Below are 13,292 nucleotides of genomic sequence, written 5' to 3'. Positions count from 1 at the left end.
GTTCCATATCATCTTTATCAAAGAAAGAATTAAACGCGAAAAATACCGCCAAAATCGGCAGCACCTTTACGCAAAAGAACAAGCCCATAGCCGCGGCTATGATAATTTTTAAAGCTTTAGCCAAATTTTCTCCTTAAATTTTATAGCCGTTTAGACCTGACGGCTGGTTTATGTTTGAGCTCTACGGCTACGTGCGTAAAATTTTAGCACTCGTAGCGTATTTTGGAGCTACGGCTCGGATCATTCATGAAAAGCGCTCGTGCGTTGCAGTCGGCGACAGAAATAGCACCCGCAGCGGAAGTACGCAAACTCTCGCACGGCGCCCCCGTATAAAATATACCGCGCAGAGTATCCACCCAAAGCGCCTACGATCTCTCGCACTAGGTAAAGCGCTCGCAATTGCTCGCGTCGAATAAATTTCAAGCTGCGCGAGCTGGCGAGCTGTTTATGTAGCTTACGACGCGCGAAAACGAAGCATTGTTTTAAGGCAAGCGGAGCTTTATCGCTGGAATTTCGGCGCGTAAATTTTAAAATTTAGCCCAAATCTCGCTACTGCTTGTATTCAAACTCCTCGCTCGGGAAGCCCCCCTCTTTGACTTCGCGCGCGTATTCGCGCACCGCGCCTTTTACCAGCTCGGCGCCGTCTAAATAGCGCTTAACGAATTTCGGCCGAAACTCCGTGAAAAATCCGCACATATCGCTCCACACGAGCACCTGTCCATCTATGCCCGCGCCCGCGCCGATGCCGATGACGGGCACGTCGGTGCCGAGTGCCACTTGATTTGCGACCGAGCAGATCGTCCCCTCCACCAGCAGTAGCACTGCGCCCGCCTCGGCAAGTGCTCTGGCGTCGCTTAAGACCTCGCGCGCACCCTCCTCTCCGCGTCCGCTTACCTTGTAGCCGCCCGTAAAGCGCGAAAACTGCGGCTTTAGCCCGATGTGGCTCATCACGGCGATACCGTTTCGATTAAGCAGCGCCACGGTATCTGCCATATGCGCGCCGCCTTCGATCTTAACGGCGTCACAGCCGGTGCTCTCATAGACTTTGGCACAGTTTTGCAGCGCGAGCTCTGGCGTCGCGCACGAGCAAAACGGCATATCCACGACCATATACGCTCGCTTGAGCCCCCGTCTTACGGCGCGCGCGTGATAGATCATCTGCTCTACGCTTGCGCCCAGGGTTTCGGAGTGCCCGCCGAAGCTCATATTTAGGCTGTCGCCTACAAGTATCATATCGACCTCGTCGTCGAAAATTTTAGCAAAAAGCGCGTCGTAGGCAGTGATCATCACGATCTTTTCGCCGGATTTTTTCATCTCATATAATTTAGAAAGCGTGATTTTGGACATTCTGGCTCCTTTGCTCGGTTAAAATTTCGATGCAATTTTAACATAAGCCGAATTTGACATTTATAAAATTTTAAAGTAAAATGTGCGCGCATTCTTTCGGGGGTGACTTGGCTTCGACGGGAACGGATGGGTCAAGGCTGCATGTCGCTTTGGATACAGCGTATAAAATCCAAACTAAATTTAAACGCAAACAACGTTAAATTTGCTCCTGCTTACGCTAAAGCTGCGTAAGTCCAGTCGAGCCCTGCTCTGCGCCGATACTATCTAAGCGCGGCGGCGGGTAATCTGCGATAGCGTAGCTCTGCGGCGTGACGAGCCGTAGGGTGAAATCCTAGTCTTTGCACAGGCGGGTCGTTTTGGAAAGTGAGCGAGCCTGCGCGAGAACTTCACTTTTGCTAAACATGTAGAGGCTTTGGTCGTTTGTTTTCGGACTGCGGTTCAATCCCGCACACCTCCACCAATTAAGTTATCTTTAAGTTTCAATCACTTCTTTTTACTTCTCTTTAATTCCTGCATATAGGCACTTATCTTATATTCCGATTATTTTTCTTTCCTTTTATTTTTGTTTGTAGTATAATTACTTCTGAAAAAATAAGGGACTAATTCAGGGACTCTTTCCCCATTAAGGGACTTTCCCATTTTAGGAGGGTATTATGGCAAATATATCGAAGGCGCATCTTTCCGATAAGGATATTAAAAACCTTAAGGCAAAGGATAAAAGATACAAAGTAGCCGTCGGATCGCCAAAAGAGCTTTATCTTTTCGTCCATCCTAGCGGCACAAAAACCTTTTTCTTGCGTTTAGCAGGCGATAAGATAGTCAGTCTAAAGGAATTCCGCCCGGGTATCTACTCCGTAGCAGAAGCACGCAAGGAAGCCAACGCTCTTTTAGCTCAACTAGCACAAGGCAAGGAGCTAGACGTAATCTTAGGCAAGTCGGATAAGTATAAATTTAAAAGCCTATTTAATAAGTTTATAGAACAGAAACGTAGAGAAAATAAGGAAAGCACTATAGACAGAATCATTAGAACGTTTTCTACTTATATCTTACCCAAATTCGGCGATAGAGACGTTAATGATATAAAAAGAAGCGACCTTTTAGAAGTTTTTAATACGATTTTTAATCCGAACAATCCTAGTAAAAGCAGATTAGAAACTTTGCGCCGCCTAATAAATCATTGTAAAAACGTATTTAATATAGCCATAATGGATAGATATATGAAGTATAACCCCTGCTTAGATTTAGAGAAAGAATTTCCTACGACATACCTCTTCAATCGCACCCACGGTATAGATACTAGATACCCCGCCTTAACGGAAGAAACGGATATAAAGGAATTCCTTGACGATCTAAAAGCCGATAATAACTTAGATTTTTCTACCAAAAGAGCCATATATCTGCAAATCCTTTGCGTCAATCGTCCTGGCAATACTGCACGCGCTAAGTGGGATGATATAGACTTAGAAAAGGGGATTTGGACTATAAAGGCGTTCGAAATGAAAACTGGGATTGTTCATCAGATAGCTCTAAGCTCATATGCCAAAAATATTTTAAAAGAGCAGCAGCTATTTAGTGGAAATGATAAATTCGTCTTTCCATCCATTAGTGCAGAAGGTCATCTGCATAGAGACAGCATAGGCAAGGCTATAAAAAATTTAGGCGGTAAGGGTAAGTATAAGGATAGAGCTACTTCTCACGGCTTTAGAGCCACCTTCCGCACCATTTGCTCTACGCATAAGGCAGAGCTATACAGCTTGGGCGTAACAGAAGAAGCCATAGAAAGCGCTTTGGCGCACGTAGAGCCTAACGAAGTGAAAAGATCATACGAGCGTAGAAAGGCTACCATAGAGCAGATTGCAACGCTTATGCAATGGTATGGGGATTATTTAAATTCTATAACACCGCTGTTTTGATATCAATCTCCGCGTTGGAATAAGACCTACTCTACCCCATCCCGAATCATTCAAATATGCGGGCTGCGCCTGAAATAAACAAAATCATTTTAGGCGCAAATCGGCATTCCCTTCCGCAAGATCTTGAAGCTCGTCTAAATTCTTTTGCGCCTGCTTTAACAGCTCGTCGAATTTAAACCCGAGCATTACGATACGATAAAGCTCGGGTTTATTCTTACGCCAATTATAAAGCGTTTTTGTATCGATTTTTAAAATTCCCGCTATATCTCTTTGTGATAAGTTATGTCTCATTTTTTACCTTTTAAATGGGAATTTTCAAGAAAATTTACTATCTATTCAACAAAGGAATAATTCCCGACTTTTAACTTTTACAAAGGAATTGTTTCTTTGTTTTAAGTTAAGTCATACGTGATTAATATTCCAAGAAATTTTTCAAAGGAGTGCATATGAGTTATGCAGATAGTAATCTTTAAAAATGGTGGGAGAATAGTCAAAATGACGAAAAAAGTCGGCGATATATGCCTATTAAGATACTTATAGATTAGTCTTTTTATCCACGAAAATTTTGGAAAAAACGGCTACTTGTCAATCTAATCAAGAAAGGGAAAATCATGGAAAAACTAAGGAAATACTATGTTTTAGCCGTTGCGGCTCTTAATTTTGTAATATGCGCTATCGCATTTTTTATATGGACGAGGATTGTGGTAATGGCAAACAATGACGATATAGGCTTTTTTGCTATAGCTTCTATCATTGTCCTAATTATTCTTTGCTATGTCTATTCGGCAGTTGCAGCAAAAATGGGTATATTTTCTAAAGAGAAGAAAGATCCTTTAGGGATTAGTGCGGTGTTGTTTAGTGCTATATTGGATGTTGTTTTAACCATCGTATTGTTTAATTCCATATTAGAAGCATCTCAAAGGACAAAAGATTATTATGTTCCAAAGATATTTTCGAATTACACAGTTTACAATGTAGACACGGAAAAGATCAAGGACAAAGTATACGATTTAAAACAAGAATATCGAAAAGAATACGAGGAGTTCTTTAAATAGTTGACTTTAAAAGACGCACATTAAGCCTTGTCGCAAAATTTAGCAGCAGAGCTTAACGATCTTTTAAAATCTTTCACAAGATTTGAAATATATGTTTGACAAATATTTGGTTAAAAACAAAACTCAAAAATCAAATATTTTCAAACATTTTTCAAACAGATTAAATTCAAAAACAAAGGATAAAAAAATGAAATTGTTTAAATTATCTTTACTAACGACTATAGCATTAGTCTTTACAGGTTGTGCTTTAGATGACGCATTAAATAGCGTAACTAACACTATTGATTCAATTACAACAACAAATAAAACAAATAACATGTCAAATAAATATAATTTAGAAGTAAAAAGCCTTACAACCGTAGCGCAGGTTCAAAACTTTTGTAAAAATTCACCTGATGATATAAGCTATATTATTACTGCTTTGCCTGACTTAAAAATGGGAGATTTCCCAGGAAGTATAGCTGAACAAATATTAGTAGCAAATTCAAAAAATGACATTATAATTGAAGCAGGCGATGGAACGGCATATATAAACTATAGAAGAGAAGCTTTTAATCCTAGCAATTATGACCCACGCAACCCAAAACAAAAAATAAAGTTAATTAAACCAATAATGGTCTATAAGTCAACAGGACAAGCAGGAATGACATGTAAGTTAGAATATTCAAGACCTAGATAAATAATAACAATAACTAATATCACCCAAAAAAATAAAAACCAAAAGGACACGCGCAAATGATTATCTCAATTCTAAATAAAAAAGGCGGAGTAGGGAAGACTCCCTTCGCCTTTAGCATAGCGAAAGATCTATCGCTTTACTTACAAAGTAATGATACTAGCTGCATAGAACAGATCTATCCAAATTATGCAGTTATCACTGATGCACCAAAACTAATAGATAATTGCGTATATGATTTCGGCGGCTTTAAAAGTGCCGGCGTATTAAAAATCATATCTGAAAGCGATTATATAATCGTTCCATGCTTGCCTGAATTTAATAGCTTACTTCGCACAATGGAAACGATTGATGAGATTAAAAAGATCAATCCAAACATAATTATTCTAGCAACTGATTATAAGGATGATACAGAGCTATCCTTTTTAAAAGAGAATTTGGAAAAAAACTTTAAAAACATTCCAATCATCTATTTTAAAAGCTCTAAAATCGTTAAAAATGCGATAAATTCGGGCAAAAGCTTTATAGATGCAGCATAGCGGATATTATCCCGGTAGGGGTAGCGCTGCGCTATCGCTTGCGCTTTTTGTGCCTGTAGTGGGGGATAGGGGTTGAAACGTTATCCTCTCTATCCCTAGGCATCCATACAGAAGCGCAAGGGCGAAGCCCGTAGCGCGCCAAGGCTAGGAAGCAACGGCAAATATCGGCTATCATCGATGCGCTACAGATGATACCGGTAGGGGCGAGCGTCGCTGCGCTCCGCTCGGGGGCTATTCTCTGCCAAAACCTTTTTTAGGCGTTATAATACGTTGTGTTTGATTGTCTTTCGATTGCGTAGGCTGAGTAGGAGTAGGCGGTGTAGGTTTAATTTCAGCGCCTAAAATTTTTACACCAAATTTTTCTATTACTTTGTATGTTTTGCCATCCATATCTGTTACTTTGATTTTTTTGCCGTTGTATTCTATGAAATACGTATCTGAATCGTCTTGTGATTGCTTAGGAGCGTTTTGAGTGGGTTGTGTAGGCTCTGATGCGATCGTCGCTTCAGAGCTTTGTTTTGACCTTTTTTCGTCGGTATTGTCGGCTTCGCAAAGTTTTTGCCATTTTTCTGCAGCAGCCTTTTCAGCTTCTAGTTTTTTTCGCTCGAATTCATCGTCTTTTTCTTGCTTTTCGCGTGTATAATCTTCGATAAATTGGTCATAAAAAGCGTCTATTGCGGATTTTTCCTCGTGCTTTTCTATAAACGGCGCGTATTCAACTAATTCAAAGATGTTTTTTGGCTTAAAACCCTTTTTTAGCGGTGGTTCTTTCGTTGTTTTAAGTCGTATTCGATCGCCTATTTTAAGGTTGTGTTTTTTACAAAGTCGATCAAGATCCACGCCTTTAACGCTCGTTTCAATCCCGTTGGACGAACGCAATTTAATTTGATCTATTTTACCATCATCGCGATAAATGAAATTTGTGATTTCCATTTGTCTATCAGGTATTTTATGTGTTTTTTCCTTAGGATCGTCAAGCTCGAAACCCAATTTACGCATTTGGTTTGTCATTTCTTTGCGAATTTCAAGCATTTTAACCGGGCTTAGATCCATATAGCGACAAAGTACGTGTATATGCGGATAGTCGCGTTTTCCATCAAGGGATTTCTTTTGCTCGGGGTGTTGAGCGATCAAGCATTCTTCATCAAAACCCCAATCAGCTTTGAATTTTTGCAAGCAAGCGATCCACGATCTGGTTAAAGCCAAAGTAGCATCTTTAGGATCTTCGCCCTCTGCTTTGGCGTGAAATATTAGGTGCATAGTTTGAGCGCGCTTTGATTCTTCATCAAAACTTGCAAGAAAATCCTCTATTATGGCGGTTTTATTTATAGGGTCGTTATATAACAAGTTATTTTTTAATCCCGGGTTTGTAAGGACGAGATCTACATTTTCGTTTTTATCGTTAGAAAGCCCGGCGATATATTTTGCAACTTTTAAAATTTGGTTTTGATTATGCTGAATGCTTTTCTTGCAAAATATAAGCTGATTTGAGCCTTTGCGGTTTTTACTTGAAAAATGGGTTATTTGGTTTGATTTTTTAAAGTCGCTAGATTTTACGCTCCTAGGCTGTGCGAATGAAGTTTTTAAACTTCTTTTCGGTCTGTAATAACTAACAGCAGAAGTCGTTTTCGGTTTTGGAAAAAATCTTGCGCCTGTTGAAATGTGTATAGCTGCTGCAAAAGGATCTTCAGCGTCAACCCACGATCGCGAAAGAGAATCCCAAAGCTTTTTTCTTCCATCGTTCATTACTCAACCTTTAAATTTCGTTTACGACTTGTGAATCTACGTCTAATTTGCAAAGGTTCAAAAAATTTATTTAGATTCGGAGAGTCGGCAAATTTTGAGATTTTTTCTTCAAGCTTGAAAGTGTTTTCGATTAGAAAGGCTCTTTCTTCAGGCGGACATTCTTCAAAAAGAACTCTTAAATTTCTTAGCTGCACCGATAGTTTTTTAAAAAGCTTTGAAATTTCTGCTGCATTTATAGAATAGTCGGACGATATATAGTTGTCGCCATAAAGAGCGCTACGAAAAGCGTTTGCAATATATTCTCGGGGGTTCATGCCTTTGTGTTCGATCTCTGCTTTTTCGTTTTCATATATGGAAATTGTGATTTGAAGACGCTTATTATTGGCAAAATTTTCAGGTGGAAATGTAATGTTTGCTTTCTTTGAATTTACGTCTAAATATAATCGAAGTATAAAATCTTTGTTGCTTAGTTTTTCGTGCGGGTAGGTCTCTTTTTTTAAAATTTCCATTTCTGCTTGTGAAATTTCAGCGTGAGATGTTTTTCGAATTCTCTTTTTCTTCGGCTCTGTGTTTTGAGAGTTGTTTATCATTTTGACGTATTCCTTTCAGTTTGAAATTTACGCGAATGCGTTTTGCGTAGCAAGTGCGATAGCACATCAAGCCGTCGGCAGGACATAGTGCGAATATAGCTTTGGTTCAACCAAAGCGGTAATTCGCCGTTCTGTGCACTATATAAATTTCTTTCATTCTAATCCCTCTATATTATCGTCATATTCTCCGCCGATCCATTTTCGTTTCCAAAAATAATCACAGATTTCTTTAGCAGCTTGGGATAAACTTAATCCTTTATGCGCGCTATAAAATTCTAAAAGGTCATTGCCGTTTTGAGTTTCGCCGAAGTCTGTAAAAATAAAATGATCGTTCACTTTTTTAAAATGTCCGCTTGGATTTTTATCGTTAGCCCTGATACTAAAAGCATGAGACTCTGAAAAAATTGCATCCATCTTTTCGATCAAAAATTTTTTGATGTTGTCTTCGTCGCCCAGAGCTTTTGATTTTTTAAGAGCTGAAAAATCTACCCAATCATTTTTTCTTATCATCTCCGGCTCACGATAAATTTTAATATCGCCTAGAGATAAAAAATCTTTTGCGACAAAATTTTTTCTAGGCTTATCGTCTTGAGTGGATGAAATTTTAACAGGCAAAGTTTTGAGCTCGCTTTGCTTTTTTAAAATTTCATCGCTTGTAATTTCGAAAGCCTTTCCATGATAAAAAGATTTTAAAGAAGGTCGAGAGCTTGCATAGCAGAAAAACATTCTTGCCTTATCGGTTACGGCTAAGTCAGAGTTTATTCCTAACTTTTCATTAGCTACTGCATAGATCGCTTTTAAATTTTCGGCGGTTTGTTCTATCGGCAGAGTTTCGATAAAGATACGATAAGCATATTGGTTATTTGGATCGGACGTGCGACAGATGATGTGATTTATATTCATAGCCTTTAGCTTGTCGTGCATTTGCTGATCGCTAAGAGGCTTTGTCTCTCTTTCGTGATAATCTACGTCCAATACTAAAACTACGATCGGGAACAACTCGGTAGTATCATTACTGCGATAAGCTCTATCCTTAGGCTCTTGGCTACAAGCGCGTTCTTTACCCTTTTCGCCGTAGAAGTATATGACTCCGTTCTTGCCGTGACGGATAAAAAGATGTTTATTCTTCTCCGTTCGATAGCACTTATTCATAGCAAAGGCAGCAGAGCTACTAAGTAAACCTTCTAGATCACTAAAAGACGGGATATTTAGACAATAATTTGTAAAATACTTTGCCCTGCTTTTCATCTCTTCTTTCGTGATATTCGGATTATTCTTATTACTTACGGTCTCTTTCGGATCGTAAAACATTTTTATAGCAATGTATAATCTCATATAAGAAATCCTTTCTCCGATTCAATCGGTTATGATGAGAAAGCTCATTTACCGTTAGGGGCAGCGCTGCGCTATCGCTTGCGCTGGGGGAATATCACAATATCGGAAAGAAAAGAATTTAATCGATCTTTCGTTCCCCCGAGCGGAGCGCAGCGACGCTCGCCCCTACCGGTCAAAGTTCATAAGAGCAACGCTCACCTAAATCAAGACTATTTCCTTGAGAAATCTCGCTTTCCTCAAAATTAGCCAAAACGCCATAAACGGCTTTGCGATAATCTTTGCATATTTTTAAACGCCCTATATCGGTTGCCGCACACATACAACGCTTGTTCTTTTCATCATAATTCAAGCAACCCAAATAAAACTTCGAGCTGCTACCATCGCATGGAGCACTAAAATTAAGATTATTTGTCATAATTTTGTCCTTTCATATATTGGATTGATATATTTAAAATTTCGCCTAAATTCATTCTTTTTTCTACTTTTATAAAAAAGCTGCCACATTGCCACAAAGATGCTTCTAGCTCCCTTATAATCGTGGCGAAGTCGTGTGGCAAAAAGTTGCCACAAAGCTGCCACTTGCCACAAAAACTTTAATATTAGATTAAAGTAAAGCATTCTTGTTGTCCTCTCCAAGGTTTTACAAAGCCATCAAGTATATTTAATAAAGAACTATTAGTTAGCCCATATTTCCTATATTTTCTACTCATTAAAATATCTCTAGGCGTTAGGCTTGGATTGGCTTTTATTCTCTCTAAAAGTTCATTTCTAAGGTTAAAAATACCTTCTGCTGCACTGTCTAACTCTTGTAGAAAAGGTTTGACATCAAAATAAAAGCTACAAAATCTTATCGCTTCCTTAATGGTATCGCTAGAAGGGATATTGTTAAATTCAAACTCCCAAATTTCTTGCGTAGAGCCTTGATAGCGATCATATTCTGTGACACAATGCAAAATTTGAATGATAGCCTGTAAATTGTAGATCTGACGATTATAGAACTCTTTGAATTCTAATTTGCCATCTTGCAAGCTAGAATGAATCTGCCTAGCGAATTTATCAAAACTCGGATCATCGTAAACGGAATTTATATCTATATCGGGGCTAGGACGCACCGTCATAAAAAAATCCACCATATCATCTACCCACTTTAAATAAGGCTCTAACTCCGAGTCACTAGCCTCTTTATATCTGCTATCTTCATACTTAAGTATGTTCTTGGTATAAATAAGTATAAAGCGATTGATAAAACCACCCGCAAAAGCCTTAACGAGCTTATCGTCTCCACCTAGCTGTTGTATATTGGTATCGGCATAGATATAGATTTTGCCGCTTACTTCGGGCGGCAGGTTTTGCGCATTTTTATATATACCGGGGGTAAATTTAGAGATAGATCCGTGTTGCTCCGTTAAAGTATTAAGTAGCTCCGATCTTGCGGGGTTCTTTAAGGTATCAGCTATTTCGCCGAATAGAAAGTAAAGCACATTCGCTTCAGTAAGAGTAGCATAAAAGCCCTCTTGCGTAGCCTTGATGTCGCCAAAAAATAAAGTGGGGCGAAGCAAGCTTTTATTGTCTTTGATCTCGTTTTTATGCTCTTCGTTGAACTTTGCGTTTTCTTTGAGCTTATCGATTACGCTTTTAAACAATTTCTTTTGAAAGCGCAAATTTGTGCCTTTACCCGTTCCGCTATCGCTTATGTCTAAAACCCAAAAAGGATTTATGTTTAAATCGCAATGAAAGACCAGAATAGCCGATAGTGTCTGCAAGGCAACTAACTCAATCTGTCGGTAGTTAGAAGGAACGTGCTCAAATGAGAACTTGCACCACTTTTTCAGAGCTTCCGAGCTAAAGCCAAACGGGGTTTTATAAATAGCTGCAAGCTTTTCTTTCTGTCCCTCGCTTACGATGATTTCAGGGACATTTAAAGGATAGTCGGGTATACTTATACCCGTATTTAAGCGTTTTTCACAGCTTTTTACTCGCTCCGTATTTACCTTCTCATAAGAATACGGAGCTCTTTTCTTTTTTGATCTCCTACTACTCATCGTATATCGCCCCTTTTCTTTGAGACAATAGCCATTTTTCTATATCTGCTTTTAGATACAAAATACGCTTACCTATTTTTACAAACGGAATAGGATATTTTGTAGCACCTCCACCATAGTTACGCCTCATTCTAAGCTTTGCTTGTTGAGTCCGAGAAATACCGTATTGGTCTTGAAGCTGGTAGGTTGTTAGCCAGCTATCGTTATTGATGTCGTTACATACCTTCATAATACTCTCCTTTGAAATTAATTGTTCTATTATTACATAAATTTTCTTAAAACATTCTAAACTTTTAAAAACATATTAAAATTATACAAAATATTATAAAACTACCTTTTATAGTTCAAATTAAGCTAGTAATTGTATAATTTCATTGCTAAATAGCAGTTTTTAAGGACACGCAGAATGACAAAAGGGGAAAAGCTAAGAAATCTTAGAACAGCTTACGGGCTAACGCAAGAGCAATTTGGCAAAGCGATAGGTTTGACTAAGGGTAGCATAAGCTCTTATGAAAGTGGCAGAAATCCTATCAGTGCCAATATTAAGTATAGAATATTGCAAGTAACAGGCATAGGTTGGGATTATTTTGATACGGATATGGACTTATTTGAAGCTTGTGCGAAATATAAATTAGATCCAATGCATTTAAAACTAAAACAGCTTACAGAGTGCATAGTTGCTTTTTATACTTCCATAGGCAATTTTGTAGCTAAAGAACCACCGATGGATCAAATAGCGGCAAAGATAAACATTATGAGCTTTATCACAAAATATGAAAATTCTAGATATTGCTTAGTTAGCGTAAAAAGTGGAGAAGGCGGCTTTATAGCACAAGAAGGAGATATCTTGGTGTTAATCGACGACGATGCGCCTATGACAGAAGAGTGGATTATAGCTAAATATAGAAATAACACTTTCATTGTTCAATATTTCTTTGTTTCTGATGATGAAATAGAGTTAAGGTCGTCTATGTATAGTTTTAAATTTAGCGAAAAGAGATTCGAAGATGAAGTTGAAATTGCGGGTGTGATAAAGTCTAAAATCCCTAACGTTATCAAGATCCAAGAAACCATACCAGAATATTTAAAAAAATAGTGTATTATTTTAATCTTAAACTGATGACTTATGGCAGAAAATAAGGTTTATAAAAAGTAAATAGGGGCATAATTAGGGGTCTTTCTGCTAGCTTAAATTATCAAATCCCCATTTTACCGAGATTATAAACTTAAGGGCGAGTGAGCACACCCCAATTATCTATTTTTAAATTTTAATCACTTCTTTTTAGTTGCATTTAGTTCCGGCGCATAGGCGCCTATCTTAAATTTTAGCCATTCTGGGCTTCTTTCATTTTTATTTTAGATATAATCTTTTCCGAAACATTAGGAGTGTTATTAGGAGCTTTTCGCATTGGGGGTTTCCCATATGAGCAAAGGCGTATATTTTGCTAAAATTCGACGGTAGAGGCGTCAAAAGCATCAAGAAGTACAAGACGCGATACGCAATATTATAGAAGAGAGGAAAAAGAAATGAATAAATTTGTTATGTTGTCATTGGCATATGTTGCTTTACTAGCGGGGTGTAGCCTAAGTAATCGCTTTTTTTGCTCCGAGTACGAATAGATATAGAACTGCCTGCGGTTTTATTTTTCATGACTATATACCTCATGATAAACTTTACGTACCGAGGAACCTTGAGGATTTTTTAGATATATATTCAAGATCTAAAAACCAAAAAAGCGGTGAATATGAATATAAGCTAGTAGAGACTTTATCTCACTATTATAATGGCACATCGACTATGGTTCCGATAGAATCTTGTAACGATAAATGGTGTAAAATTTACTATCCTTGCGGCGATACGGAGTACTATGTCAAGAAGGATGAAATAGAGCAACTTTGGCCTAACGGTCAAAAGACTTGGGGATCTAAATAAAAGATAGAGCGTATTTTAAGTAGGAGAAGAGATGAAAAATTTTGTTATATCTTTTGTCGCATTATGCCTATATGGGTGCAGCCCTACGATTTTAGGGCATAAAATCACTTTTGCAA

General features: G+C 38.3%; 14 protein-coding genes and 1 other RNA gene. 7 read left to right on the top strand and 8 right to left on the bottom strand.

Annotated elements, in window-relative coordinates; genetic code table 11:
- Positions 1 to 549: 549 nt before the first annotated feature.
- On the bottom strand, positions 550 to 1,347 hold the full coding sequence (panB, locus tag Q0140_RS04200; protein WP_297962195.1) for a 3-methyl-2-oxobutanoate hydroxymethyltransferase: 798 nt from the start codon (positions 1,345 to 1,347) through the stop codon (positions 550 to 552).
- A gap of 98 nt (positions 1,348 to 1,445) precedes the next feature.
- Here panB and ssrA point away from each other — a divergent pair.
- Positions 1,446 to 1,807: a transfer-messenger RNA gene (gene ssrA, locus Q0140_RS04195) on the top strand.
- A gap of 193 nt (positions 1,808 to 2,000) precedes the next feature.
- Positions 2,001 to 3,260 (top strand): site-specific integrase, encoded by a 1,260-nt coding sequence (locus tag Q0140_RS04190; RefSeq protein ID WP_297962193.1) that lies wholly within the window; start codon positions 2,001 to 2,003, stop codon positions 3,258 to 3,260.
- Positions 3,261 to 3,344: 84 nt separating this feature from the next.
- On the opposite strand, the gene Q0140_RS04185 is transcribed toward Q0140_RS04190, so the two are convergent.
- Complete coding sequence (locus tag Q0140_RS04185; protein ID WP_297962191.1) at positions 3,345 to 3,551, bottom strand: transcriptional regulator; 207 nt, start codon at positions 3,549 to 3,551, stop codon at positions 3,345 to 3,347.
- A 320-nt stretch (positions 3,552 to 3,871) separates the two neighbouring features.
- Here Q0140_RS04185 and Q0140_RS04180 point away from each other — a divergent pair, with 320 nt between their 5' ends.
- The 3 genes from Q0140_RS04180 (at position 3,872) to Q0140_RS04170 (ending at position 5,530) form a co-directional block, all read left to right on the top strand.
- Positions 3,872 to 4,315, top strand: coding sequence for a hypothetical protein (locus Q0140_RS04180; protein WP_297962189.1), 444 nt, complete (start codon positions 3,872 to 3,874; stop codon positions 4,313 to 4,315).
- 187 nt (positions 4,316 to 4,502) lie between these two features.
- Positions 4,503 to 4,994, top strand: a complete 492-nt coding sequence (locus Q0140_RS04175) for a hypothetical protein (RefSeq protein ID WP_297962188.1) — start codon at positions 4,503 to 4,505, stop codon at positions 4,992 to 4,994.
- 56 nt (positions 4,995 to 5,050) lie between these two features.
- Positions 5,051 to 5,530, top strand: a complete 480-nt coding sequence (locus Q0140_RS04170; protein WP_297962186.1) for a hypothetical protein — start codon at positions 5,051 to 5,053, stop codon at positions 5,528 to 5,530.
- 231 nt (positions 5,531 to 5,761) lie between these two features.
- Here Q0140_RS04170 and Q0140_RS04165 read toward each other — a convergent pair whose 3' ends face one another.
- From Q0140_RS04165 to Q0140_RS04140, 6 genes are all read right to left on the bottom strand, one after another.
- The gene (locus Q0140_RS04165) at positions 5,762 to 7,276 is read right to left on the bottom strand and encodes a hypothetical protein (RefSeq protein WP_297962184.1); all 1,515 of its coding nucleotides are present in this window, start codon (positions 7,274 to 7,276) and stop codon (positions 5,762 to 5,764) included.
- Positions 7,276 to 7,866 (bottom strand): hypothetical protein, encoded by a 591-nt coding sequence (locus Q0140_RS04160; protein ID WP_297962182.1) that lies wholly within the window; start codon positions 7,864 to 7,866, stop codon positions 7,276 to 7,278. The genes Q0140_RS04165 and Q0140_RS04160 overlap by 1 nt, the downstream gene beginning before the upstream one ends.
- Positions 7,867 to 8,019: 153 nt before the next feature.
- Positions 8,020 to 9,201, bottom strand: a complete 1,182-nt coding sequence (locus Q0140_RS04155; protein ID WP_297962181.1) for a hypothetical protein — start codon at positions 9,199 to 9,201, stop codon at positions 8,020 to 8,022.
- Between the two features lie 172 nt (positions 9,202 to 9,373).
- Positions 9,374 to 9,616, bottom strand: coding sequence for a hypothetical protein (locus Q0140_RS04150; protein WP_297962180.1), 243 nt, complete (start codon positions 9,614 to 9,616; stop codon positions 9,374 to 9,376).
- Between the two features lie 184 nt (positions 9,617 to 9,800).
- Entirely contained in the window at positions 9,801 to 11,243 is a 1,443-nt protein-coding gene (locus Q0140_RS04145) for a hypothetical protein (protein WP_297962178.1), read from the bottom strand.
- The gene (locus tag Q0140_RS04140) at positions 11,236 to 11,472 is read right to left on the bottom strand and encodes a hypothetical protein (protein ID WP_297962177.1); all 237 of its coding nucleotides are present in this window, start codon (positions 11,470 to 11,472) and stop codon (positions 11,236 to 11,238) included. The genes Q0140_RS04145 and Q0140_RS04140 overlap by 8 nt, the downstream gene beginning before the upstream one ends.
- Positions 11,473 to 11,649: 177 nt before the next feature.
- On the opposite strand from Q0140_RS04140, the gene Q0140_RS04135 reads away from it, so the two are divergent.
- Together Q0140_RS04135 and Q0140_RS04130 are read left to right on the top strand one after the other, a co-directional pair.
- Positions 11,650 to 12,339: a helix-turn-helix transcriptional regulator gene (locus Q0140_RS04135; RefSeq protein ID WP_297962175.1), complete on the top strand. Its 690-nt coding sequence runs from the start codon at positions 11,650 to 11,652 to the stop codon at positions 12,337 to 12,339.
- A gap of 702 nt (positions 12,340 to 13,041) precedes the next feature.
- A complete protein-coding gene (locus Q0140_RS04130) occupies positions 13,042 to 13,176 on the top strand; it encodes a hypothetical protein (RefSeq protein ID WP_297962173.1) in 135 nt (44 codons plus the stop codon).
- Positions 13,177 to 13,292: the final 116 nt, after the last annotated feature.

It is taken from the genome of uncultured Campylobacter sp. (assembly GCF_938045405.1).
GTDB lineage: Bacteria > Campylobacterota > Campylobacteria > Campylobacterales > Campylobacteraceae > Campylobacter_B.
The sequence above is the reverse complement of the archived record's forward strand: the minus strand, read 5'-3'. Positions and strand labels throughout refer to the sequence as shown.